This window comes from Achromobacter sp. ACM05 (assembly GCF_019218915.1).
Taxonomy (GTDB): domain Bacteria; phylum Pseudomonadota; class Gammaproteobacteria; order Burkholderiales; family Burkholderiaceae_B; genus Achromobacter; species Achromobacter animicus.
Genome location: NZ_JAHUWQ010000002.1, coordinates 466844 through 491964, shown reverse-complemented (window position 1 = coordinate 491964; position 25121 = coordinate 466844). Strand labels below are relative to the sequence as shown.

Genomic DNA, 25121 nt, shown 5'->3' with positions numbered 1-25121 from the left:
CCCGGGTCCAGATAAGCGGGCAGCGCATCCTGAACGCGGCCCATGTTGCATGAGCGCGGCAGTATACGGGGAGGGCTCCGCCTTCAATCGGCGGAAAAGCGGGGGGTCCTGCGCCGGATCAGGCGGGGCTGCGCACGCTCGCCTGGCGCCGCTGCTCGAACAGGCAGATCGCCGCGGCGGCGCCGACGTTCAGCGACTCCACGGCCACGGCGTCATGCGGAATGCGCACCTTCAGGCTGGCGGCCGCCAGCAGCGCCGGCGCCACGCCCTGGCCTTCGTGGCCAAAAATCCATGCGCACTGTTCAGGCAGGCGGTCCGCGAAAAGATCGCGCGAGCCGTCCAGGGCGGTCGCCACCAGCGGCACGCGCAGGCGGGGCAGCAGAGCCTCCAGGTCGGCGTGCTCGTGGATCTCGAGAGCAAAGTGCGCGCCTTGGCCACTGCGCAGCACCTTGGGCGACCACGCCGCCGCCGTCCCTGTTGCCAGGAACACGCGCTTGATGCCCGCTGCGGCGGACGTGCGTAACAGCGTACCCACGTTGCCGGGATCCTGGATACGGTCAAACAGGACGCAGGTTTCATCGACCTGCGCAGGCAGCACTGGAACGGGCGGCGTGACCAGGAAGGCAACGCCCTGCCCGCTTTCCACCGCGGCCACGGCGTGCATCAGCCGCGCGTCCAGCGCGAGGCTGACGTTGTCCGGCACGGCCGCGGCAAGCGCGGCGATATCGGGCTGGGACAGGCGGTCCACGTCGAAGATCGCCCGATCCGGCGGGCCGTAATGCTGCAGCCAGGCCTGGCACAGATGGACGCCGTCGAGCAGCACGGGTGCGCCGCGCTTACCGGCCGTGCCGGCCAGCTTGACCAGCGCCTTGACCGCCGGGTTGTCCCGGGAACTGATGTGCTTCATGAAACCAGGCCGAAAGCCTTGATGGGAGCAAAGCTGCGCCGGTGTTCGGCGCACGGGCCGTGCTCGCGCAGCCGTTGCAGATGCAGCGCCGTGCCATAGCCCTTGTGCTGATCGAACGCGTACTGCGGATACAACGTATGCAGGCGCAGCAGGTCCGCGTCGCGAGCGGTCTTGGCAAGAATGGAGGCGGCCGAGATGGCAGGCACGAGCGCGTCGCCCTTGATGACGGTTTGCACGGTGCAGCGCAGCTTGGGCGCCTGATTGCCGTCCACCAGGGCCAGTTGCGGCACGGTGGCCAGGCCTTGAACGGCCCGCTGCATGGCCAGCATGGTGGCGCGCAGGATATTCAGGCTGTCGATTTCGGCGACGGTGGCGCTGGCGATGCACCAGGCAAGCGCCCGTTCCTTGATCTGCAGTGCCAGTTCCTCGCGGCGGACCGCAGTCAGCACCTTGGAATCGGCCAGCCCGTCGATGAAACGTGACGGATCAAGAATGACGGCGGCCGCGTAGACCTCGCCTGCCAGTGGGCCGCGGCCAGCCTCGTCAACGCCTGCGGTCAGCAACGCAGGCTGCTCGGGCGCCACGAAAAGCTCAGGCTGCTCCATCGGCCACCTCCAGGATCGCCTGCGCGGCCAGCGCCGGCGTATCGCGCAACAGGTCTTGGTGCATGGCGGTAAAGCGCGCCTCCACGCGTGCGATGAGCGCGTCGTCGGTCAACGCCTGCCAAGTCGCTTCGGCCAGTTTATCGGGCGTCGCGTCGTCCTGCAAAAGCTCAGGGACAACAAAGTCACGCAGCAGCACGTTGGGCAGACCCACCCACGGCAGGTACGGGCGCTGCTGGCCGGACTTCCAGGCCATGATGCGCCGCATCCACGGCGACAACACGTAGGAAATGACCATGGGCCGCTTGAACAGCGCCGTCTCGAGCGTAGCGGTGCCGCTGGCGACGAGGACCGCCGTGGCGGCTTCCATGACGGACCAGGCCACCGGCGCCTTGCGGTCGCCGCCCTCGCCGTGCAGGTCCTGCGCGGTGACGCAGCGCAGGCCGGGCACCGGGTGCTGCGCCAGGATTTCAAGGAATTCAGCCCGCCGCTGGTCATTGACCATGGGCACGATGCACTGCAAGGCCGGATCTTTCTTCAGCAGTTGCTGGGCGGCCTGCAGGAAGCGCGGCGCCAGCAGGCGGATCTCGGACGACCGGCTGCCGGGCAGGATCGCCAGCACGCGGGCGTTCTGGTCGATACCCAGGCGTTCGCGGGCGGCGGCGCGGTCAGGCTGCATCGGCACGGCGCCGGCCAGCGGATGGCCCACGTACGTAACCGGAATGCCTTCTTTGCGGTAGATCTCTTCCTCGAACGGAAACAGCACCAGCATGTGCGATACCGATTCGCGGATCTTGTGAATGCGTTCGTAGCGCCACGCCCAGATCGAAGGCCCAACGAAATGCACCGTCGGCGTACCCGCCTGCCGCAACTGATGCTCAAGGCGCAGGTTGAAATCGGGCGCGTCGATGCCGACGAACACAGCGGGCGGCTCGGCAAGCCAGCGGCGTTTGACGTCGCGGTAGGTGACCAGCAGGCTGGGCAGGCGCTTGAGCGCGTCCACGTAACCGAACACGGTCAGCGCGTGCATCGGGTGCCAGGCTTCAAAATCACGGGCCTGCATCTGCGGCCCGCCGATACCCTCGCAACGCACGCCGTTGTCGCGCGCTTGCAGACCGGCAATGATGCGCCCGGCCAGCAGGTCGCCCGAAGGCTCGCCGGCCACCATGCCGATCCGGGTGCTCATGGGCGGATGATGCCGCGGGAGGCGACGTCCAGGAAGTCCAGCAACGTCTGCAGGTGTTCCGCAGCTTCGGGGATGGCCTGCTGGCGGTCGCGCAATTCGGCGCGTGCCGCGTCCAGGGACAGGCCCCGGCGGTAGATGATCTTGTAGGCTTCGCGCAGGGCCGAAATGGAGGTGGCGGAAAAACCGCGACGCTTCAGGCCTTCGACGTTTACGCCCACCGGACGGCACGGGTTGCCGGCGGCCAGGACGAACGGCGGGGTGTCCTGCATAAGCGAGCTGTTGCCGCCCGTCATGGTGTGCGCGCCCACGCGCGAGAACTGGTGCACGCCGGTCAGGCCGCCGATGATTGCCCAGTCGCCCACGTGCACGTGGCCGCCAAGCTGCACCGAGTTGGCCAGGATCGTGTGGCTGCCGATGTGGCAGTCATGGGCCACGTGAACGTAGGCCATGATCCAGTTATCGTCGCCCAACGTCGTTTCGCCGCCGTCTTGCGTGGTGCCGGTGTTCAGCGTGACAAATTCGCGGACCGTGTTGCGGTCGCCGATGGTCAGCCGGGTGGGCTCGCCCGCGTACTTCTTGTCCTGCGGCATGCCGCCGATGGAGCAGTACCGGTAGAACCGGTTGTCGCGACCGATGGTGGTCACGCCGTCGATCATGCAGTACGGGCCGATTTCGGTCCCCGCACCGACGGTCACATCGGGCCCCACCACTGCGAACGGGCCGATGACCGCGGTCGGGTCGATTTTTGCCGCCGGATCGACAACAGCGGTGGGATGGATGTTTCCTGCCATTTACTCTTCCAGGCTGCGAATCGCGCACATCAGCTTGGCCGACGCCACTTCCTGGCCATCGACGGTCGCGCGTGCTTGATACTTACAGATGCTGCGGCTCAGGCGTTCAGCTTCAACCTCGATACGCAGTTGGTCGCCCGGAACGACGGGACGGCGGAAGCGCGCGCCATCGATGCCGACCAGGTAATAGGCGGTCTTGGCGCCTTCGCACTTGAGGCCGCCGTTCTCGTCCGTGAAGGAGAACAGCGCCGAGGCCTGGGCCATAGCTTCAACGATGAGCACGCCCGGCATCACCGGATGGTGAGGAAAGTGACCGTTGAAAAACGGCTCGTTGATCGAGACGTTCTTGATGGCGACGATGGACTTGCCAGGCACCATTTCCACAACACGGTCAATCAGCAGCATCGGGTAGCGATGCGGCAGCCTCTCCATGATCCCCTTGATGTCGAGTTCCATTTTTCTATGCGTTCCTGCGAAATTAAATAAGGTGGCGGCGCGCGCGCCAGGGCGGCGAACGCGCCCTAGTCCTTTTCCAGCGTGCGCAAACGGCGGCGCAATTGCGCCAACTGTTGTATCACGGCGGCGTTGCGCTGCCATTCGCCATGCTCCGCGTACGGGAAGACCCCGGTATAGCGGCCAGGCTTGGAAATATTGGACGTCACAGCCGTGCCGCCCGAGATATGCACGTCGTCGCCCAGCACCAGATGGCCCGAAAGCATCGCGGCGCCACCGATGGTGCAGCGCTCGCCGATGGTCGTGGAGCCTGCCACCCCGACGCACGCCGCCATCGCGGTATGCGCCCCGATGCGGCAGTTGTGGCCGATCATGATCTGGTTGTCGAGCTTCACGCCGTCAGCCAGAACGGTGTCTTCGAGTGCGCCGCGATCGACGGTGGTGTTGGCGCCGATTTCAACGTCGTCGCCGAGGGACACGCCGCCAAACTGCGGAATCTTGCCCCAGGCGCCCTTGCCCAGCGAAGGATCCGGCGCAAAGCCGAAGCCGTCGGCACCCAGCACCGATCCGCTATGCAGGATGACCCGGGCGCCGATCTTCACACCTTCGTACAGCGTGACGTTGGCATGCAGCCGGCCGTCGGGACCGATGGACGAACCAGCGCCGATGACGCAACCCGGACCCAGCACCGTGCCGCGCCCGATGCGCACGCCAGCTTCGACGACGCAGTTGGGGCCGACGCGCACACCCTCTTCGATGATGGCGTCTGGCGCGATCACGGCGGAGGGATGCGTATCTGCGGGCAAGGCGGGTCTGCGGGCAGTGTCAAACCACTGCGCGACGCGCGCGTAAAGCAGATAGGGATGCTTGCAGACGACCAATGCGAACGGCGGCCGGTCGGTGCCCTGGGCCTCAAGCGCCTCGGCGACGTCGGGAGAGACGATGACCGCCCCTGCTCCGGTTGCGCCAAGCTGGCTTTGATAGCGGGGGTTGGACAGGAAGGAGATTTCCTGAGGACCGGCCGAAGACAGGGTCCCGATGCCGCAGACCCGCATGGGGTCTGCGCCGGGAACCGCACTGATACGCCAGTCCATACCCTGGGTATTGGCGGCGCTCAACATTGCTTCGAGTGTCGGCGCGCGGGCAAGATCCAGTAAAACCGGCATGACTAGACGGGTATCGCTTTACTTGCCCAGGCTCTGAATCACCTTGTCGGTGATGTCGATGCGGGGGTTGACCGTCACTGCGTCCTGGATGATCAGGTCGTAGTTTTCCTGTTCGGCGATGCGCTTGATGGCGTCATTGGCCTTGGACACGATGCCCGAGAATTCTTCGTTGCGGCGGCGGTTGAAGTCTTCCTGGAATTCGCGGCGCTTGCGCTGCAGGTCGGTGTCCAGGTTGGCCAGTTCGCGCTGGCGCTTGACGCGGTCGGATTCCGACAGGACGGGGGCGTCCTTGTCGAACTTCTCGGCTTGCGAGCGCAGGCTGTTGTTCAGGCGTTGGAGTTCGTCGTCGCGCTTCTTGAATTCGGCTTCGATCTTGCTCTGGGCAGTCTTGGCCGGACCCGATTCGCGCAGGATGCGTTCGGTATTGACGAAACCGATCTTGGTGTTTTGCGCTTGGGCGGGGATCGCGGCAGCCGAACCGAGAATGAGCGCACCCACCAGGGCAATGGAGCCGCCCAGCTTGCCACGGCGCTTCGCGCCCAGCGTCTTCGATGATTTAAGTGCGAAATCAGACATCATGAAAATCTCACCTTCCAGTAAGGCAAAGCCAAAGTGTGTATTGTGCCACTAAACAGCAAGGACGCTGGGCCGGTGGGCCCTGCCCTTGTTTTCAAGAGTAACGCCTCGCTTAGAATCCGGTCCCGATCTGGAACTGGAAGCTTTGCTTGTCGTCGCCCGGCTTGGAATTGAGCGGCCGCGCATAAGACAACTGCAGCGGACCCATCGGCGATTGCCAGGACAGGCCCACGCCCGCCGAGAAACGCCAGCCGCACGGATCTTCGACCTCGGTATTGTCCCGGCCGCCCGTGCAGGAGAGGCCGCTGCCTGCCGACACCTGACCGGCGTCGCTGAAAATGAACCAACGCAACGTGCGGTCCTTGGACGCGCCCGGGAACGGCAGGTAGAGCTGCGCGTTTGCCACGATGCGGCGCGTGCCGCCCAGGTAGTCGCCCGTCTTGACGTCGCGCGGACCCAGCGACGAGCCTTCATAGCCGCGGACGGTGCCGATACCGCCGGCATAGACGTTCTTGATGACCGGGTAATCGTTGCTGCCGTAGCTCCGGCCCCAATCAACCATGCCGTTGAGCGCCAGCGTGTACGAGCCGCCCAGCGGCACGTAGTACTGCTGCTGCGCGGTCAGCATGGTGTATTGCAGGTCGACCGTCGACAGGTCGGCCTTCAGGCGCGTGTACGAACCCTTGGTCGGCGCCAGCGCGCTGTCACGCGTGTCCTTGGACCAGCCGGCGCTGAAAATCACCGAATTGGTCGAATCGCCATACTGGTCGACGAAGTGCTCGTAGGCCGCCGGCGAGTTGTTGTACAGGTCGATCTGGTTGCGTTCGAAGTTGGCGCCCAGGAAGACGCGGTCATACTCCGAGATCGGGATACCGAAGTTCATGCCCAGGCCCATGGCCTTGACGCGGTAATCGCCGTCGTTGTTGTTCCAGGGCTCGGTCACGCGGTAGTACGCGGATGTGGTGCGGCTGATGCCGTCCTTGGTCCAGTACGGATCGGTGTGCGACAGCACCACCGCGCGGTTCGTCTTGCTGGTGTTCAGTTGCAGCGTCAGGTTGGTGCCGCTGCCGAAGACGTTGTCTTCGCTGATGCCAGCCGACAGAATCGCCTTTTCGGACGAGCCGTAGCCCACGCCCAGATTGATCATGCCGGTGGGCTTTTCCTTCACGTCGACGTTGACGTCGACCTGGTCGGGCGAGCCCGGGACCGGATCGGTCTTGACATTGACGTCGCTGAAGTAACCCAGGCGGTCGACGCGGTCGCGCGAAGTCTTGATGTCGGCAGCGTCGTACCAAGCGGCTTCCTGCTGGCGCATTTCGCGGCGCACGACTTCGTCGCGGGTACGGGTGTTGCCGCCGATCTGGATGCGGCGCACATACACGCGGCGGCTCGGATCGACGTAGAAGGTCAGGTCGGCTTCGTGCTTGGCGCGGTCGAGCTGCGGGTTCGGGTTGACGTTGGCGAACGCGTAGCCCAGTTCACCCAGGTAGTCGGTGATCGCCTTGGCGGAATCGTTGGTCTTGGCGGCCGAGAAGGTCTCGCCAGCCTTGATCTGCACCAGGTCGTTGATTTCCTTGTCCAGGCCCAGCAGGTTGCCCGCCAGCTTTACGCTGCGCACCTTGTAGGGCTCGCCTTCATGGACGGTGATCGTGATGCGGATATCCTTGCGGTCCGGCGAAATGGTGACTTGCGGCGGCTCGACCGAGAACTCAAGGTAACCCTGATCCAGGTAGAACGAGCGCAGGCGTTCGAGGTCGCCCTCGAGCTTTTCGCGCGAGTATTTGTCGGTATCCGTGTACCAGGTCAGCCAGCCTGGGGTGGTGAGCTTGAATTCGTCCAGCAGATCGCTTTCCGAGAAGGCTTTATTGCCGACGAAACGAATTTCCTGGATGCGGGCGACCGAGCCCTCGAACACATCGAAACTGACGCCGACGCGATTGCGCGGCAGCGGCGTGACGGTGGAGGTGACTTCGACGCCGTATTTGCCCTTGGACAGATACTGCTGTTTCAGTTCGTATTCAGCGCGCTCGAGCATGGAGCGGTCGAAAATGCGGCCTTCCGCAAAACCGACCTGGGCGAGCGACGTGGTGATGGCCTTGGAGTCGAACTCGCGCATGCCGTTGAAATTAACGGAGGCGATGGTCGGACGTTCCTGGACGACCACGACGACGACATTATTGTCCGTCTGGATCTGAACGTCGGTGAAAAAGCCCGTGCCATACAAGCGGCGAATGGCTTCAGTGGCCTCTTCTTCGGTGAATTTCTCGCCGACTTTGACGGGAAGATAACCAAAGACGGTGCCGGCGTCGGTTCGTTGAATACCCTCTACGCGGATATCCCGCACGACAAAGGGTTCGAAGGCGTGGGCCAAGGCCGGCAACATCAATGCGGCGGCAACGAGACCCGGCAGTACACCCTTTTTGTGTTGAAACATCCGGCGAAAAGACATCCTTGAGTATCCTCGGTCGTGCAAATGGCGGGGGATTTTATGCTAAATCGCGTTCAAGTGAACAAACGCGTGAAATCGTTGAACAGCGCAAGCCCCATAAGGCTCGCCAATATGCCTATGCCAGCGCGTTGTCCGATGTCGATCCATCTGGCAGGCGGGGGGCTGCCCCGCACAATTTCGACGAGATAGTACAGCAGATGGCCACCATCCAGCATAGGAATGGGAAGCAAATTTAAAACGCCAAGGCTGATACTGATCAATGCGATATAGGCGATATACGCAACAATGCCAATCCGGGCGGTCTGGCCGGCATAGTCGGCAATCGTGACCGGACCGCTGACATTGCGCCACGACACGTCGCCCGTCACCATCCTGCCCATCATGCGCAGCGAAAACCAGGCGGTATCCCAGGTGCGGACGGCGCCGCGCCACAGGCTGTCGAAGACGCCATAGCGCACCGTCACCATCGGCACGTTGCCGCCCAGCTGCACGCCGACGCGGCCGATCTCCTGGCCGTTGACGACTTCGGGGCGAGGCGTGACGTTCAGGGTGACGCTGGCGCCGTTGCGCACCACGGTAAGCGCAAGCGGCTTCCCGGCGCTTTCCTGGATCTGCTTGACGAGTGCGCCGGTATCAGGGGCCGGCTGGCCATTCACGGCCACGACCAGATCGCCGGCGCGCAGGCCCGCGGCCTGCCCTTCACCGCCGTCGATCACGGCGCGCACCGCGGGCTTGGGTTGAGCCAGACGAACACCAGCGGCGGCGAGCGGGTCGCCCTCGGCCGGGTCCATCGTGTTGGGGGGAAGGTCGAGTTCGCGCTGCTGAACGGCGCCGGACGGGGTGCTGACCTCGATGCTGGCGCGCCCACCGGTGGACATCACGTCCATCAGGCGCCAGCGGGCGTCGGACCACGATGCGACTTCCTGGCCGTCGATGGCCAGGATGCGATCGCCGCCCTGCAGACCCGCGCGGGCGGCAGGCGTCTCGGCGGCGGGCGGCGCGATGATGGCGACGGGCTCCTCGGTGCCGGCCATATTCAGGCCCGCATACAGAAACACCGCAAGTATCAGATTGAAGATGGGACCGGCCGCCACGATGGCGATGCGCTGCCCGACCGGCTTGGTGTTGAACGCCGACGCCGCCACGGCGGGCGAAGCCCCGGGCGGCGCGTCGTCCAGCATCTTGACGTAACCGCCCAGCGGCAGCGCGGAAACCGCCCATTCGGTGCCGTGCCGGTCGGTGCGGCGCAGGATGACCTTGCCAAAGCCGACTGAGAAACGCAGGACCTTCACGCCACACAGGCGGGCAACCCAATAGTGCCCAAGCTCATGGAAAATGATCAGTGAGCCAAGCGCTACGGCAAAGGCCAGCAGGGTGAAAAGCATGGGGTCGGAATCTAGGAAATCAGAGGCAGGCGCGGCCCGCTATCAGGCCAGTCCGAGGTTGCCCGAAAAGGCGCGCGCCTCGGCGTCAAGCGCAAGTACGTCGTCAAGACTGCTGAGCGTAACAGATGCCTGCCGCGCTTGCCACTCGAGCGCCGCCTCGATGACCCGCGGAATCCAGGTATAGGCAAGCCGCCCTTCCAGGAAGGCGTCGACCGCAACTTCATTCGCGGCGTTGAGCGCCACGCAGGCGCCCTGCCCCGCCCGCATTGCGGCGAACGAATGGGCCAGGCAAGGAAACCGGGTCAGATCCGGCTTTTCAAAGTCGAGCCGGCCATGGCGGGTCAGGTCCAGCGGACCGACGCCGCTCTCGATGCGATCGGGGAATCCAAGACCGTAGGCAATGGGCGTGCGCATGTCGGGCTGTCCCAACTGCGCGAGAACGGAGCCGTCGTCGTACTCAACCATTGAATGGACGACGCTCTGCGGGTGCACCACCACGTCGATCCGATCGGCGGGCATTGCGAACAGCCAATGGGCTTCGATGACCTCCAGGCCTTTGTTCAGCATGGTGGCCGAGTCGACGGATATCTTGCGACCCATGCTCCAGTTGGGATGGGCGCAAGCTTGCTCGGGGGTGACGTCGTGCAGGTCTTCGAGATCGCGCCCGCGGAACGGGCCACCCGACGCGGTCAGCAACAGGCGCCGCACACCCTTTGCCGGACTATGCGGCGCATCGGCGCGTCCTTGGTGCGGCAAGCACTGGAAGATGGCGTTGTGTTCGCTATCGATAGGCAGCAATTCGGCGCCGTTATCGCGGATTGCCTGCATGAACAGTGTGCCGGCGGCAACCAGCGCCTCTTTATTGGCCAGCAGTACGCGCTTGCCTGCACGCGCGGCGGCCAGTGCAGACGGCAAGCCTGCGGCGCCGACGATGGCGGCCATGACGGCGTCGCATTGGGGATCCGCGGCCGTGTCGGCCAGCGCCTGCGCGCCGACGCGGATCTCGGGCATGGGCTGTCCGCCCTGCCACGCGTCGATGAATTTCTGACGGGCGGCGGTGTCGGGCACCACCACGACGGCAGCCCGGCTGGCCAGCGCCTGCTCGGCAAGGCGCTGCATCCTGCTGTGCGCCGACAGCGCATAAACCGCCATCCGCTCCGGATGGCGAGCAATTACGTCCAGCGTGCTTTCACCGATGGATCCGGTCGATCCCAGCACGACGACACGTTGAAAAGCCGTCAAAACAAGACTCCAGACAAAAGTAGCGCGAACGGCGCGACGGGCAGGATCGCATCGATGCGGTCATACACACCGCCATGGCCAGGCAAGAGCGTGCTGGAATCCTTGCGGCCCGCGCGTCGCTTGAGCAGCGATTCGAACAGGTCTCCCACAATGGACAGCACGCCCAGAACAGCGGCGATCGGCAATGCAAGCCAGAAGGTCCAGCGTTCGACCAGGGCATGACCGAAGGTGCCGTCCCACAGGCTGGACAAGCCAATCCACACCACCGCGCCCAGGACGCCGGCAATGGCGCCTTCAATGGTCTTGCCGGGACTCACGCGCGGAGCCAGTTTACGCTTGCCGAAGGCCCGGCCGGCAAAATATGCCGCAATATCAGCCACCCAGACGAGGGCGAGGAGGGACACGACGAACACCGCGCCGCGCGCGACGTACATCTGGGCCAGAACCGCCCAGGCGGCAAACGCGGCCGGCACGGAGAAGACCGACCAGGCCAGGCTGGCCGGCGGCGCATCGGAACGCCCGCGCACCACGGCGGTCACGCCGCCAAACAGCCAGACGGCCGAGACGGCAGGAACCAGGTAGCGCAGCACCCAGCCCGGATCGCCGGCGCCGCTACGGTCGCCCGCCAGCCAGGCGGAGGTCAACACCAGCATGCCGGCGAACAGCAGCACGGCGACGCCGATGGAAATGACGGAGGATGGCGGTTGCGGCAGCGTCAGGCGCAGCCACTCCCAATTGGCGCAGGCGGCCGCAAGGGCCAGCAACGCGACGAACCACCATGGATTGGCGCTCGCCATGGCGGCGGCCAGAATGGCCAACAAAACGACGGCGGTAACGATACGCTGGCCCAGCATGTGACGGTCTCCTCTTGTGCTGCCTGGAAAGACGCGCGCGTCGCGATCAGCCTACTTGGCGGCGGCTTCGCTGACTTGGGCGCTGGTGCGGCCGAAGCGGCGCTCGCGCGTGCGGTACCAATCAAAGGCGGCCATGAGTTCATTGGCGCCGAAATCCGGCCAATAGCGATCCGTGAAGTAGAACTCCGCGTACGCCATCTGCCAGATCAGGAAATTGGAAATGCGCTGTTCGCCGCCGGTGCGGATGAACAGGTCGGGCTCGGGAGCCCATGCCATGGAAAGATGCCTGGAAAGGCGCTCTTCGTCCACCCGGTCAGGGTGCGCCGCGAGGTCGGGCTCGGCCGCCAGCATGGCTCGGGTGGCTTGCAGGATGTCCCAACGGCCGCCGTAGTTGGCGGCGACAGTCAGGTGCAGCCGGTCGTTGTGCGCGGTGCGTTCCTGGGCAGCGGCAATGAGCTCGCGCAGGCGCGGCTCGAAGGCGCTCAGGTCGCCGATCACGTGCAGACGCACGCCCTGCTCTTGCAGCTTGCCGACTTCACGCTCAAGCGCCTGCACGAACAGGCGCATCAGCAGCGACACCTCTTCGGCCGGTCGGCGCCAGTTCTCGGAACTGAACGCGAACAACGTCAGGTAACGCACGCCTGCGCGTCCGCAGGCCTCGACCACGCGCCGGACGGCCTGCACGCCCTTGGCATGCCCGGCAGTGCGAGGCAGCAGGCGCCGCGTCGCCCAGCGTCCGTTGCCATCCATGATGATGGCGACGTGCTCGGGGATGTCACGGATATCGGGGACCGCCTGAGTCGAACTGGTTGCCATTAGTTTGGGGACTGCGCGCGGCGGACCGGCGAAAAAGACGAATACGGGAAAAAACCTGCGCCGTCGATTCCATCGCTACGAGGAAGTACCGCGAGGCAATGGACGGGACGGCGCATGTGCAATGAAATCCTGACGCCAGGCGGGCCGCAATGCGGCGCCTCGTGGCGTGCTGGGATTATACGGTCATGATTTCGGCTTCTTTCTGGACGACCATCTTGTCGATGTCGGCGACGGCGCGATCCGTCAGCTTCTGGACGTCATCTTGCGAACGACGCTCGTCGTCCTCGGAGATTTCCTTGTCCTTGACCAGCTTCTTGAGCGCTTCGTTGGCCTCGCGGCGCAGGTTCCGCACCGCGATCTTGGCGTCTTCGCCTTCGCTGCGCACGACCTTGGTCAGGTCGCGGCGGCGCTCTTCGGTCAGCGCGGGCATCGGCACGCGGATCGTGTCGCCCATGGAGATGGGGTTCAGACCCAGGTCCGACTCACGGATGGCCTTTTCGATCGGGCCGGCCATGTGCTTTTCGTACGGCTGCAGGCTGATGGTGCGGGCGTCGACCAGGTTCACGTTGGCGACCTGGCCCACCGGCACGGGCGAACCGTAGTATTCGACCTGCACGTGGTCCAGGATGCCGGTGTGGGCGCGGCCCGTGCGGATCTTGGCCAGGTTGGTCTTGAGCGTATCAAGCGACTTGGCCATTCTGGCCTCGGCGGATTTGCGGATTTCTGCTGCGCTCATGGAATTTCCTTTTCTTTAAACGTGTACCAACGTGCCTTCGTCCTCGCCGCTCACGACTCGCTTGAGCGCGCCGGACTTATTGATCGAAAACACCTTGATCGGCAGTTTCTGGTCGCGGCACAGCGCAAACGCGGTGGCGTCCATGACTTCCAGACGGCGGACGATCGCCTCGTCGAAGCTGATGCGCGCGTAGCGCGTTGCGGTGGGATCCTTGTTGGGATCCGCGCTGTAGATGCCGTCCACCTTGGTGGCCTTCAGCACGATCTCCGCGCCGATCTCGGCGCCGCGCAGTGCCGCAGCCGTATCGGTGGTGAAGAAGGGGTTGCCGGTGCCCGCGGCGAAGATCACGACCTTGCCCTCTTCGAGGTAGCGCAAAGCCTTCGGCCGGATGTAGGGCTCGACGACCTGATCGATATTCAGCGCGGATTGTACCCGGGTGTCGATACCCTTGTGCTTGAGCGCGTCTTGCAGCGCAAGCGCGTTCATGATGGTGGCCATCATGCCCATGTAGTCGGCGGTCGCGCGGTCCATGCCCTGCGCACCCGGGGCGACGCCACGGAAGATGTTGCCTCCGCCGATGACGATGGCCAGTTCGACGCCCGTGGCGGCGACTTCAGCGATCTCATCGGTCATACGGACGATGGTGGAGCGATTGATGCCGAATGCATCGTCGCCCATCAGCGCCTCGCCGGAAAGTTTGAGAAGAACCCGTTTGTATGCCCTGCTGCTCATAGGTGATATCCCGAAGAACAATCCGACGAAAGTGTAAGTCAAGAATGGGGTTGACCCCCAGCGCCGCGCCCGCGAGGCGGGTTGGGCACCCCCGAGGCGTCTGCCTTTGGGGGCCCATGCGGCGAAAAAGGCCGGACTAGAATTTAATCTAGCGCCGGCCTTTAAGCACTACCTAGAGGTCAGGCGGCGCCAGCGGCGGCGGCGGCAACCTCAGCGGCAAAGTCGCTGGTCTTCTTCTCGATACCTTCGCCGACGACAAACAGCACGAACTTGCTGATCGACGCGCCCTTTTCCTTCAGGTGCTGTTCGACCGTGTGCTTGTCGCTCTTGACGAAGGGCTGCGACAGCAGCGTCACTTCCTTCAGGAACTTCACGACCGAGCCTTCCACCATCTTGGCGACGATGTCGGCCGGCTTGCCGGATTCAGCGGCCTTCTGTTCGGCAACCGAGCGCTCGGCGGCGATGTCGGCCGGGTTCACGCCGTCGGCGTTCAGGGCCTTGGGCTTGGTGGCGGCGATGTGCATCGCCAGGTCCTTGCCCACTTCTTCGGCGCCGGTGTATTCGACCAGCACGCCGATCTTGCCGCCGTGCACGTAGCTGGCCAGCGAGTTGGCGGTCTCGATGCGCTCGAAGCGGCGGATCGAGATGTTTTCGCCGATCTTGCCGATCAGGGCGGTGCGGGTGGTTTCGACGGTACCTTCACCGTACGGCAGCGCCGACAGCGCGGCGACGTCGGCCGGGTTCTGCGTCGCGACCAGTTCGGCCAGCTTGTTCACGAAGCCGACGAAGTCGTCGTTCTTGGCGACGAAGTCGGTTTCGCAGTTGATTTCGATGACGGCGCCCTTCTTGGCGTCGGCGGAGATGAACAGACCGATCAGGCCTTCGGCGGTGACGCGGGCAGCAGCCTTGCTGGCCTTGTTGCCCAGCTTGACGCGCAGGATTTCCTCGGCGCGGGCCAGGTCACCTTCGGCTTCCGTCAGGGCCTTCTTGCATTCCATCATGGGCGCGTCAGTCTTTTCGCGCAGTTCCTTGACCAGGGCAGCGGTAATTTCAGCCATGTTTGCTCCAAATTTTGCTAAGACACGCCCCGGCGGGCCGGGGCTGTGATTTGATTCGATGGGACGCCCGCACTGGGCGGGCCTGGAAGATGGGAGCCCAGCTTCGCAGCGCCGGCGGGGCGGAAACGGGCCGGTTTCGGCGCCGCTTCCAGACCTTACCCGCCGGACATGACAACCGGCTTAGGCCTGGTTGTCTTGAACTTCGACGAACTCTTCCTGACCTTCGCCCAGTTCTTCGACCAGACCGTTCAGGTTTTGCTCGCGGCCTTCCAGGACGGCGTCGGCGATGCCCTTGGCGTACAGCGCGATGGCCTTGGCCGAGTCGTCGTTGCCGGGGATGACGTAGTCGATACCTTCGGGCGAGTGGTTGGTGTCAACCACGGCGACCACGGGGATGCCCAGCGTCTTGGCTTCGGCGATGGCGATTTTGTGGTAGCCGACGTCGATCACGAACATGGCATCGGGCAGACCGTTCATGTCCTTGATGCCGCCGATCGACTTGTTCAGCTTGTCCAGTTCGCGTTGGAACAGCAGGCCTTCCTTCTTGATCATGCGCTCGGCGCCGCCTTCGGCGACAACGGCTTCCATGTCCTTCAGGCGCTTGACCGAGGTCTTGACCGTCTTGAAGTTGGTCAGCATGCCGCCGAGCCAGCGGGCGTCGACGAAGGGCATGCCGCAACGGGCGGCTTCGGCGGCGACCAGCTCGCGAGCGGCGCGCTTCGTGCCGACGAACAGGATGTTGCCGCCGCGAGCAGCCAGCTGCTTCACGAACTTGGTGGCTTCTTGGTACTTATCAACCGTCTTTTCGAGGTTGATGATGTGAATCTTGTTGCGGTGGCCGAAGATGTACTGCGACATCTTGGGGTTCCAGTAACGGGTCTGGTGACCAAAGTGGACACCCGCTTCCAGCATTTCGCGCATCAAAGACATTTAATTCTCCAAGGGTTGGTTTCTTGCGCCGCACCTGCATCAGCATCCTGCTGACACCCTGGGTGGTGTTGCGCGCGATTTCCCGCAAAAACGCGGGATGACAAAAATTTTAACCGGGCCGGCCGATCACTGCCGCAATAACTACGACGCTCCAGGCGTGTTGCCTGTAGCGGCGCGCCTTTAACGACTTCTACTACGCTGCCGCGATAAACCCAGACGGCCGCCACACGACAAGAGACTTGCATTGCGCCTGTCCGACACTCCAGGAGTTTCCTGGAAGTTTCTTCGAGACGCACCCGGAGTTGTTTTGTTGGCGGCGAAATCCAGTTCTTCGCGAACGTGGCCGCTAGGCCCGCCCGCGCATCAGGCCGCTGTGGCAGTTCTTAAGGATCCCTTTCAGGATGCGCTTTTCAGCACACGCTTTTCAGCACACGCTTTTCAGCACACGCTTCTAAGCACGATTCCAAGAACTTAATCCAGCGCCCATACCGAACCTGCATCGCCGCTCGAAAACACTTCCGGGCTTGCAAGCACACCGCGCCCAGCCAGTGTCGGCATCCATGCCCCAAGCGCCATGCCAAAAGCTTCATGCCCTAAGCGCATCCAGCCGGATCTCCGTTTTTCGCCCACTTTTTCCTCAACACCAGCAGCCTGCCCGAATTCGCTCCACAACCTTCGCTTGCGGTGAAACTTCAGGGCTTGCCGCGGTATCTCAAGAAAGAACCGCGCGAAACCAGATTTCCTGCCGGGTGTGCACTAGAACCTCTGCTCTAGACCTGTGCTTTGGACCCAAAGGCCAGCACCCGCCGGGTTTGGCTGGGAGCCCGGATGTTCCCACCCTGACGGATGTTCTTGTCCTGACTCTTCTTGCCGGTAACCCGATTGCTCCCCAAATTTTTAGGGAAGCCTATAATTCTACTATTCTTTCAAGCAGACATTCAAGCGACTCGTCGCAAGCATTCCATGGGCACAATCACCAATCCGGCCGACCTGGCCAAGATGCGCGCCGCCTGCCAGGACGCCGCCAAAGTTCTCGATTTCATCACCCCGCACGTCAAGCCGGGGGTCACCACGGGCGAACTCGACCGCCTGTGCCTGGAATACCTGACCGACGAGCTCAAGGTGAAGTCCGCCACGGTCGGCTATGCGCCCCCGGGCTACCCGCCCTTCCCCGGCGCCATCTGTACCTCGGTCAACCATCAGGTGTGTCACGGCATCCCGGGCGACAAGGTCCTGAAAAACGGGGACTCATTGAACATCGACGTCACCATCATCAAGGATGACTGGTTTGGCGACACGAGCCGGATGTACGCGGTGGGCGAGCAGTCCATTCTGTCCCGGCGCCTGTCCGACATCACGTTCGAGTGCATGTGGAAAGGCATCCAGCAGGTCAAGAACGGCGCCACACTGGGCGACATCGGCAATGCGATCCAGAAGCACGCCGAATCGAACGGCTTCTCGGTGGTGCGCGAATTCTGCGGCCACGGCATCGGCGAACGCTTCCATGAAGACCCGCAGGTGCTGCACTACGGCAAGCCCGGCACGGGCGTGAAGCTGGTAACCGGCATGCTGTTCACCATCGAGCCCATGATCAACGCCGGACGCCGCGAGATCCGCCAACTGGCCGACGGCTGGACCGTCGTCACCCGCGACCACAGCCTGTCCGCGCAATGGGAACACGCCGTCTGCGTGACGGAAACCGGCTACGAGGTCCTGACCCTCTCGCCCGGCATGCCCCAGCCGCCCGCGTTCATCACCGAACCCATCGTCATTCCCGCCGTCTGAAGCCCGCAGCCACCCATGACCGCCGAAATCCTTACCAAGCTGCGCGAACGTATCCAGGAATCCCGGCGGGCCGCGGTGGCCCAGTTCCGGGAACACGAACGGCCGGACATCCTGCTGACCGAATTGCGACGCATCGTGGATGCCGCCCTGCGGGATCTGGTCAAGCATTGTCCGCTGCCGATCGGCGCCACGCTGGCTGCCGTGGGCGGTTATGGCCGTGGCGAGCTCTACCCCCATTCCGACGTCGACCTGCTGATCCTGCTGCCCCACGCCCCGACGCCGGACGAAGAAAGCGCGATCGAAAAACTGGTGGCTTCGCTGTGGGATCTGGGACTGGAGCCCGGCCACAGCGTGCGCACCATCGAGGATTGCGAGCGCGAGGCGGACGCGGACATCACCGTGGAAACCGCGCTGCTGGAATCCCGCTGGCTGGCCGGCAGCCGCGTGCTGATGCGCAAATTCGATGCCGCGACCAAGTCCCGGCTTGATCCGCAGGCGTTTTTTCTGGCCAAGCGCGTCGAAATGCAGCAGCGCCATGCGCGCTACCACGACACCCCGTACGCGCTGGAGCCCAATTGCAAGGAATCGCCGGGCGGCTTGCGCGATCTGCAAGTCATTCTATGGATGGCGCGTGCAGCCGGTTTCGGCAATAACTGGCGCTCGGTGGCGCAGGCGGGGCTGCTGACCTCGTCCGAGGCGCGCGACCTGCGCAAGGCCGAGCAGGCTTTCAAGCGCCTGCGCATTGAACTGCATCTGCTGGCCAACCGTCGCGAAGACCGGGTGCTGTTCGATCTGCAGCCTGCGCTAGCCGAGGTCTACGGCATCCACGCCACCGCCACGCGGCGGGGCAGCGAACTGCTGATGCAGCGCTACTACTGGGCGGCGCGGCTCGTGACGCAGCTGAACGGCATCCTGGTGCAGAACATCGAGGAACGGCTGTTCCCGCGCCCCGACAGCGACGCGCGCGACATCGATGACGATTTCCGCAACCTGCGCGACCGCCTGGACATCATTCGGGACGACGGCTTCGAGCGCAATCCCACCCTGCTGCTGCGCGCCTTCCTGGTGATGCAGCAGCACCCCGAGCTGACCGGCATGTCGGCGCGCACGCTGCGCGCCATCTGGCATTCTCGTCACCGAATCGACGCGCAGTTCCGCCGCAACCCGGTCAACCGCAAGCTGTTCCTGCAGATCCTGCAGCAGCCGCGCGGCATCGTGCACGAACTGCGGCGCATGACCATGCTGAACATCCTGCCGCGTTATCTGCCGGTGTTCCGCCGCATCGTGGGCCAGATGCAGCACGACCTTTTCCATGCCTATACGGTGGACCAGCACACGCTGGCGGTGGTGCGCAACCTGCGCCGATTCACCATGCCCGAGCACGCGCAGGAATATCCGCTGGCCAGCCAGCTGATCGCCGGCCTGGACCGGCACTGGCTGCTGTACGTGGCGGCGCTGTTTCACGACATCGCCAAGGGCCGCGGCGGCGACCATTCCGAACTGGGTGCGCGCGAAGTGCGCAAGTTCGCAGCGGATCACGGCATGGACCCTGAAGACGCGAAACTGGTCGAGTTTTTGGTGCGTCAGCATCTGCTGATGTCAGCGGTGGCGCAAAAGCGCGACCTGTCTGACCCCGACGTCGTGCAGGAATTCGCCGCCACGGTGAAGGACGAGCGCCATCTGACCGCGCTGTATCTGCTGACGGTGGCGGACATTCGCGGCACGAGCCCCAAGGTCTGGAACGCCTGGAAGGGCAAGCTGCTGGAAGATCTGTACAAGCTGACGCTGGCGGCGCTGGGCGGCGCCCATGCCGACGCCCATACCGTGCTGGCCGAGCGCAAGGAAGAAGCAGCGCGGCTGACCCGGCTGGCCGGCCTGCGCGACGACGCGCGCGAGGCGTTCTGGAATCAGCTCGACGTGGCGTACTTCCTGCGCCATGACGCGTCCGACATCGCCTGGCACACGCGCCACCTGTATCACCAGGTCGCGCCGGCCAAAGCCGTGGTCAAGGCGCGCCCCACCGAGCAGGGTGAAGGCCTGCAGATCATGGTCTACACGCGCGACGCCCCCGACCTGTTTGTCGCCATTTGCGGTTATTTCGACGCCAAGTCGCTGTCCATTCAGGACGCGCGCATCCACACGACCCGCCATGGCTGGGCGCTGGACAGCTTCATCGTTCTGCTGCCGGAGGGCGCCAGCGACCTGCGGGCGCAGGCCACGCTGGTCGAACACGAGCTTGCCGAACGCCTGAAGGATCCGCAGGCGGCCGCGCAGGCCCAGCCCGGCCGCGGCGGTTGGTACGGTCGTGGCCGGCAGTCCCGCGTGTCGCGCGTGTTTCCGGTCATGCCCCAGGCCGAACTGCAGCCGGACGAGCGCAGCACGTCATGGCGCCTGTCCGTCACGGCGACCGACCGCCCCGGGCTGCTGCACGCCCTGGCGCGCGTCTTTGCGCGTCACGAGATCAACCTGCTCATGGCCAAGATCATGACGCTGGGCGACCGCGTGGAAGACGTGTTCATTGTGGATGGATCCGCACTGGCGCGCCCCCGCAGCCAGATGCAGTTCGAACGCGACATCCTTGACGCGCTGTCGGGCGACGAAACCCAGCAGCGCGCCGCCTGACCCGGCATCGCCAGACCCGGCCCGGACCGCATACAATCCGGGTTTTCGGCCAGGCGATGCTTGCTCACATGCAGCTCAACGACTATCTGCGCATTTTCGGTGGCAGCTTTTTCTTCGCGCTGGCCACCCTGCTGCCGTTCCTGAATCCGCCTGCGATCGCCCCCATCTTTCTTTCGCTGACCGAGGGCGCGTCCTCGGCCACGCGGGTGGTGCTGGCCAAGCGGGTCGCGATCAACGTGTGCCTGATGCTGATCGTGGCCATGGTGGCGGGCAACGTGCTCCTCAGTTTTTTCGGCATCTCGTTGTCCATCGTGCGCGTGGGCGGGGGCATGCTGGTGATCGCCAGCGCCTGGCGGCTGGTGAACTCGCCGGATGCCGACACCGAGCGGGTGGCGCGCATGGCCGAATCGTTCACGCCCGAGATGGCGAAGGCGCGCGCGTTCTATCCGCTGACCTTCCCCATCAGTTGCGGCCCCGGCTCCATTGCGGCCGCCATCACGGTGGGCGTTTCGCTGCGGGACACGAACCACGCATGGAGCCTGGTGCGGCTGGCGGGGTCCATTCCCGGCATCATCGTCGTGTCCCTGACGCTTTACGTCTGCCTGCGCTTTGCGGCGCAGATGCTGCATCGCCTGGGCGATAACGGCACGGCGGTCTTCATGCGGTTATCGGCCTTCATCATGCTGTGCCTGGGGGTGCAGATTTTCTGGGAAGGCGCGCGGGAACTGCTCCTGAGCGTGCTGACGCAGGTGATGCAACCAATTCCCGTCCCGAAGGCCTAAGCAAGTCCGGCCGCCGCGCCGGCTTCGTCCAACTCATTCCAACGCAACAATGACCTCTCGCTCAGAACGCCTGCTCCGCCTGATCGCCCTCTTCTCCTTCGGCGCGGTGGGCATCGCCCTCGTTTCCCAGCACGTCTTCGACATGCCGCCTTGCGCCTGGTGCGTGATGCAGCGCCTGATCTATCTGGTGATCGGCGTCGTCGCGCTGATCGGCGGCTTTGGCGGCGGACGCGCGCTGACGCGCATTTGCGGCTTTCTTGCTGCCCTCTTGTCGCTGTCCGGAATCGTAGCCGCCTGGTATCAGTACAGCGTTGCCGCCAACATGCTGTCGTGCGACCAGACGTTTGCCGACCGCTTCATGACCGGCATCGGGCTGGAAAGCGCCATTCCGCCGCTGTTCGGCATCTATGCCACCTGCATGGACGCCAAGGTGCCGGTGCTGGGCGTCGAGTACGCCCTGTGGAGCCTGGCGCTCTTCGTGATCCTGTTTTTCATGGCCCTGCCGGTGGTGTTCCGGCGCGGCCACGCCTGAGCCGGCCGCTTCGATCCGTGCAGACGCTGAAATACCTGACCGGCTACCCGGAACCGCTGCTGGCGCAAGCGCAAAAGCTGCTGGACCAGGACAAGCTGGGCGCGGCCCTGCTTGCCCGGTATCCAGGTGGCGCGCATGAAGTGCGCACCGACAAGGCGCTGTACCAGTACGTGACGGACCTGAAGAACGCCTACATGCGCAACGGCGACCAGATCAACAAGGTGGCCTTCGACAGCAAGATCCACGTGATCCAGCATGCGCTGGGCCAGCACACCTATATCTCGCGCGTGCAGGGCGGCAAGCTGAAGGCCAAGCACGAGATCCGGGTGGCGACGCTGTTCAAGAACGTGCCCGCGGAATTCCTGAAGATGATCACCGTGCACGAACTGGCCCACCTGAAGGAAAAGGACCACAACAAGGCGTTCTACAACATGTGCCTGCGCATGGAGCCGCACTACCATCAGTACGAGTTCGACCTGCGGCTGTACCTCACGCATCTGGAGGCCACGCGCACGCCGCTGTGGGAAGCGCAGGGCTAGCCATTGCCTGCGGCGCTGCCCCGCCGATGAAAAAATGCCGTCCCGAGGGACGGCATTTTTGTCTGCGCGAAACGCCGGGAGAAATCAGGCGTCGTCGGACGTGTAGCCCATATTGAAGCGCAGACCGCCCGCGTCTTCGTCCTTGCCGGGCTCGGAGCGCGACTGCCCCAGGCGGGCCAGGTACTCGGGCGTGATGTCGCCGGTGATGTACTGGCCGTCGAAGCACGAGGCCTCGAAGCGCGTCAGCTTGGGGTTGATGTCGCGAACCGCCTGCTGCATGTCGTGCAGGTCCTGGTAGACCAGGCTGTCGGCGCCGATCGCGCGGGCGATTTCCTCGTCCGTACGGCCGGTGGCGATCAGTTCGCTTTGCGTGGGCATGTCGATGCCGTACACGTTGGGGAAGCGCACCGGAGGCGCGGCCGAGGCGAAGTACACCTTGTTGGCGCCGGCTGCGCGGGCCATGTCGACGATTTCGCGGCTGGTCGTGCCGCGCACGATGGAGTCGTCGACCAGCAGCACGTTCTTGCCCTTGAATTCCATGCCGATGGCATTGAGCTTTTGGCGCACCGACTTACGGCGCACGGCCTGGCCCGGCATGATGAACGTACGGCCCACGTAGCGGTTCTTGATGAGCCCTTCGCGATAGTCCAGGTTCAGACGCGCGGCCAGCTGCATGGCGGCCGGGCGCGAGGAATCGGGAATCGGCATGACGACGTCGATGTCGCCCAGGCGCATGTTGCGCGCAACCTTGTCGGCCAGGTATTCACCCATGCGCAGACGCGCGTCGTACACCGACACGCCGTCGATCATCGAATCGGGGCGGGCGAAGTAGACGTACTCGAAAATGCACGGCACGAGCTGGGGGTTGTCGGCGCACTGGCGGGCGACCATGCGGCCGTCCAGGTCGATGAACACGGCTTCGCCAGGCTCGACGTCGCGCACGAAGGTGAAACCGCTGCCTTCGAGGGCCACGGATTCCGAGGCCGCCATCCATTCCACGCCTTCTTCGGTCTCCTGGCGGCCGATGCACAGCGGACGGATGCCGTTGGGATCGCGGAACGCGAGCAGGCCGTAACCGGAAATCTGGGCCACGACGGCATAGGCGCCGCGCACGCGCTTGTGCAGGGCGGCAACCGCGCGGAACATCGCGTCATCGTCCAGCGACACGCCGTTGGCGGCCGATTGCAGCTCGTGCGCCAGCACGTTCAGGAGGACTTCGGAATCGGAGTTCGTGTTGATGTGGCGGCGGTCGACGCGATAGAGCGATTCACGCAGTTCGCGCCAGTTGGTCAGGTTGCCGTTGTGGGACAACATGATGCCGAACGGGGCGTTGACGTAGAAAGGCTGGGCCTCTTCTTCGCTGGCGCTGGAGCCGGCGGTGGGGTAGCGGACCTGGCCGACGCCGGACGTGCCGGGCAGCGCGCGCATGTTGCGCGTGCGGAACACGTCGCGCACCAGGCCGTGCGCCTTGTACATATTGAACTGGTTGCCTTGCGACGTCGCAATGCCCGCGGCGTCCTGCCCGCGATGCTGCAACAGCAGCAAGCTGTCATAGAGCAGCTGGTTGACCGGCCCGCGCCCGATGACCCCTACGATTCCACACATGGTGAGATTTCCTGGTTGATTTGAAGCTAATCAGTACGGCAGCCACGTCGCCAGGGTTGGCGGCAGCCACGTCTTGATATGTTTGATGGCCTCGATGGCCGAATGCGAAAACATGGCGTCCTGCCACCATGGCTCTTGCGGCAGCGGCGTATACCCGGCGGCGGCGACCAGCGCCAGCACAATCAATAGACCACGGGCCAGCCCGAACATTCCGCCCAGGCCGTGATCGGCCGGGCTGAGTCCGGTGCTGCGGATCAGGGCGGCAAGCGTCATATTGACCAACCCCACGCCGAGCAACACGATGATGAACACCGCCGCGTAGGAGACTCCCATGCGCAGCAGCGTCGTTTCAATATAGGGCTCCAGCCAGGTATAGACCGTGGGACCCCACCAGATCGCGGCCACGAAGGCCAGCAGATAGGCGACCAGCGACAGCACCTCTTTGAGCAGGCCGCGCACCAGGCCCAGCACACCCGATACCGCCAGGATGGCCAGCACGACGAAGTCGAAGCCGGTCACTATTGGGCGGCGATGAAACCATTGTCATAGCCCAGCGTGCGCAACCGCGCCTGGGCCGCCTGAGCCGCCTCGCGCGACGGGAACGGGCCCACGCGCAGACGGTACTGCTGCTTGCCATTGATGGTGGCCTGCTCGACAAATGCGTTGGTGACCCCGGCCTGATGCAGCTTGCCGCGGCGCGACTGGGCGTCTTCCGACGTGGTGTACGCGGCGATCTGCAGCACGAAGTTGCCCTTGGAAGCAGCCGGCTTGGGCGTGTCGGGCTTGGGCGCGGACGCCGGGGCGTTACGGCCTTCGAGCAGCGCCAGGGCGCGCGCGCCGTCGTCCGAGCGCGTCTCGGGCTTGGGCGGCGTCGTGGGCTTGGCCGGCTCGGGCTTGGGTTTGACCTCGGGCTTGGGCGGCGTGACCGGCGGCACGGCAGGCGTGGCCGGCTGCGTGGCGGGCGGCGTGGTGTGTGTCGTAGCAGGCGGCGTGTTGGACGCGGCGGCCACCGGCGGCACGGACGTCACGCCAGGCGGCGTGGGAACGGCGGCAGGGTCGGTGGGCGCGGAAGGCTCGGTCGGTGCGGCGGCCTGGGGTTCGGAGACCTGCGGCTGGAACGGCGTATTGCGTTCCGGCACCTTGATGGGAATGTTGTCGTCGACCGGCGTGGGCTGCGAATCGAGCACCATGGGAAGGACGATGACGGCTGCCAGCACCAGCGCTACTGCGCCCGCAAGCCTGCGACGCGCGCGGCCACGCAACTCGGCGGCCTGGACCTCGCTTGGCACGGCAGCCCGTTTGGAGGTCTGCGCCTGCTCGGCGGGATCTTTGCGTTTGAAAAAACCCATGGAAGAGAATTCCTTGCGGCGCCT

General features: G+C 64.5%; 24 protein-coding genes. 5 read left to right on the top strand and 19 right to left on the bottom strand.

What is annotated here, in order from left to right:
• Positions 1 to 118 precede the first annotated feature (118 nt).
• The 16 genes from KW836_RS13130 to rpsB all read right to left on the bottom strand — a co-directional run bounded on the left by KW836_RS13130 (position 119) and on the right by rpsB (position 15883).
• Positions 119 to 907 (bottom strand): RNA methyltransferase, encoded by a 789-nt coding sequence (locus KW836_RS13130; protein WP_218343555.1) that lies wholly within the window; start codon positions 905 to 907, stop codon positions 119 to 121.
• On the bottom strand, positions 904 to 1512 hold the full coding sequence (rnhB, locus tag KW836_RS13125; protein ID WP_175121922.1) for a ribonuclease HII: 609 nt from the start codon (positions 1510 to 1512) through the stop codon (positions 904 to 906). The genes KW836_RS13130 and rnhB overlap by 4 nt, the downstream gene beginning before the upstream one ends.
• Positions 1499 to 2695 carry a lipid-A-disaccharide synthase gene (gene lpxB, locus KW836_RS13120; RefSeq protein ID WP_218343554.1) on the bottom strand — a complete coding sequence of 399 codons (1197 nt, stop codon included), beginning with the start codon at positions 2693 to 2695 and terminating at the stop codon, positions 1499 to 1501. Before lpxB ends, rnhB begins: the two co-directional genes overlap by 14 nt.
• Positions 2692 to 3486: an acyl-ACP--UDP-N-acetylglucosamine O-acyltransferase gene (gene lpxA / locus KW836_RS13115; protein ID WP_175121924.1), complete on the bottom strand. Its 795-nt coding sequence runs from the start codon at positions 3484 to 3486 to the stop codon at positions 2692 to 2694. Before lpxA ends, lpxB begins: the two co-directional genes overlap by 4 nt.
• Positions 3487 to 3942, bottom strand: a complete 456-nt coding sequence (gene fabZ, locus KW836_RS13110; RefSeq protein WP_006385190.1) for a 3-hydroxyacyl-ACP dehydratase FabZ — start codon at positions 3940 to 3942, stop codon at positions 3487 to 3489.
• Positions 3943 to 4007: 65 nt separating this feature from the next.
• Positions 4008 to 5105, bottom strand: a complete 1098-nt coding sequence (lpxD, locus tag KW836_RS13105) for a UDP-3-O-(3-hydroxymyristoyl)glucosamine N-acyltransferase (protein ID WP_175186111.1) — start codon at positions 5103 to 5105, stop codon at positions 4008 to 4010.
• A gap of 18 nt (positions 5106 to 5123) precedes the next feature.
• On the bottom strand, positions 5124 to 5684 hold the full coding sequence (locus tag KW836_RS13100; protein WP_175121926.1) for an OmpH family outer membrane protein: 561 nt from the start codon (positions 5682 to 5684) through the stop codon (positions 5124 to 5126).
• 109 nt (positions 5685 to 5793) lie between these two features.
• The gene (gene bamA, locus KW836_RS13095; protein ID WP_175121927.1) at positions 5794 to 8130 is read right to left on the bottom strand and encodes an outer membrane protein assembly factor BamA; all 2337 of its coding nucleotides are present in this window, start codon (positions 8128 to 8130) and stop codon (positions 5794 to 5796) included.
• A gap of 53 nt (positions 8131 to 8183) precedes the next feature.
• Positions 8184 to 9515 (bottom strand): RIP metalloprotease RseP, encoded by a 1332-nt coding sequence (gene rseP, locus KW836_RS13090; protein WP_218343553.1) that lies wholly within the window; start codon positions 9513 to 9515, stop codon positions 8184 to 8186.
• 42 nt (positions 9516 to 9557) lie between these two features.
• Complete coding sequence (locus tag KW836_RS13085) at positions 9558 to 10757, bottom strand: 1-deoxy-D-xylulose-5-phosphate reductoisomerase (protein WP_218343552.1); 1200 nt, start codon at positions 10755 to 10757, stop codon at positions 9558 to 9560.
• Entirely contained in the window at positions 10754 to 11611 is an 858-nt protein-coding gene (locus tag KW836_RS13080) for a phosphatidate cytidylyltransferase (RefSeq protein WP_218343551.1), read from the bottom strand. Before KW836_RS13080 ends, KW836_RS13085 begins: the two co-directional genes overlap by 4 nt.
• Positions 11612 to 11662: 51 nt before the next feature.
• Complete coding sequence (uppS, locus tag KW836_RS13075; protein WP_175121931.1) at positions 11663 to 12427, bottom strand: polyprenyl diphosphate synthase; 765 nt, start codon at positions 12425 to 12427, stop codon at positions 11663 to 11665.
• Positions 12428 to 12602: 175 nt separating this feature from the next.
• Entirely contained in the window at positions 12603 to 13163 is a 561-nt protein-coding gene (gene frr, locus KW836_RS13070) for a ribosome recycling factor (protein ID WP_056316760.1), read from the bottom strand.
• A gap of 15 nt (positions 13164 to 13178) precedes the next feature.
• On the bottom strand, positions 13179 to 13895 hold the full coding sequence (pyrH, locus tag KW836_RS13065; protein ID WP_054425864.1) for a UMP kinase: 717 nt from the start codon (positions 13893 to 13895) through the stop codon (positions 13179 to 13181).
• 179 nt (positions 13896 to 14074) lie between these two features.
• Complete coding sequence (gene tsf / locus KW836_RS13060; protein WP_092582300.1) at positions 14075 to 14953, bottom strand: translation elongation factor Ts; 879 nt, start codon at positions 14951 to 14953, stop codon at positions 14075 to 14077.
• 180 nt (positions 14954 to 15133) lie between these two features.
• On the bottom strand, positions 15134 to 15883 hold the full coding sequence (gene rpsB, locus KW836_RS13055; RefSeq protein WP_175121932.1) for a 30S ribosomal protein S2: 750 nt from the start codon (positions 15881 to 15883) through the stop codon (positions 15134 to 15136).
• Between the two features lie 963 nt (positions 15884 to 16846).
• Between rpsB and map the strand changes: the two genes are divergently transcribed.
• From map to KW836_RS13030, 5 genes are all read left to right on the top strand, one after another.
• Positions 16847 to 17668 carry a type I methionyl aminopeptidase gene (gene map, locus KW836_RS13050; RefSeq protein WP_218343550.1) on the top strand — a complete coding sequence of 274 codons (822 nt, stop codon included), beginning with the start codon at positions 16847 to 16849 and terminating at the stop codon, positions 17666 to 17668.
• 15 nt (positions 17669 to 17683) lie between these two features.
• The gene (locus KW836_RS13045; RefSeq protein ID WP_218343549.1) at positions 17684 to 20290 is read left to right on the top strand and encodes a [protein-PII] uridylyltransferase; all 2607 of its coding nucleotides are present in this window, start codon (positions 17684 to 17686) and stop codon (positions 20288 to 20290) included.
• A 68-nt stretch (positions 20291 to 20358) separates the two neighbouring features.
• On the top strand, positions 20359 to 21072 hold the full coding sequence (locus KW836_RS13040; RefSeq protein ID WP_056570280.1) for a MarC family protein: 714 nt from the start codon (positions 20359 to 20361) through the stop codon (positions 21070 to 21072).
• 49 nt (positions 21073 to 21121) lie between these two features.
• Positions 21122 to 21604, top strand: a complete 483-nt coding sequence (locus KW836_RS13035; protein WP_175121935.1) for a disulfide bond formation protein B — start codon at positions 21122 to 21124, stop codon at positions 21602 to 21604.
• Between the two features lie 17 nt (positions 21605 to 21621).
• On the top strand, positions 21622 to 22143 hold the full coding sequence (locus KW836_RS13030) for a M48 family metallopeptidase (RefSeq protein WP_175121936.1): 522 nt from the start codon (positions 21622 to 21624) through the stop codon (positions 22141 to 22143).
• A gap of 84 nt (positions 22144 to 22227) precedes the next feature.
• On the opposite strand, the gene purF is transcribed toward KW836_RS13030, so the two are convergent.
• Genes purF through KW836_RS13015 form a run of 3 tightly spaced genes read right to left on the bottom strand, consistent with a single transcriptional unit; the run spans position 22228 to position 25097 of the window.
• Positions 22228 to 23748: an amidophosphoribosyltransferase gene (purF, locus tag KW836_RS13025; RefSeq protein ID WP_175121937.1), complete on the bottom strand. Its 1521-nt coding sequence runs from the start codon at positions 23746 to 23748 to the stop codon at positions 22228 to 22230.
• Between the two features lie 30 nt (positions 23749 to 23778).
• Complete coding sequence (locus KW836_RS13020; RefSeq protein ID WP_175186107.1) at positions 23779 to 24267, bottom strand: CvpA family protein; 489 nt, start codon at positions 24265 to 24267, stop codon at positions 23779 to 23781.
• Positions 24267 to 25097, bottom strand: coding sequence for an SPOR domain-containing protein (locus tag KW836_RS13015; protein ID WP_175121939.1), 831 nt, complete (start codon positions 25095 to 25097; stop codon positions 24267 to 24269). The genes KW836_RS13020 and KW836_RS13015 overlap by 1 nt, the downstream gene beginning before the upstream one ends.
• Positions 25098 to 25121 lie beyond the last annotated feature (24 nt).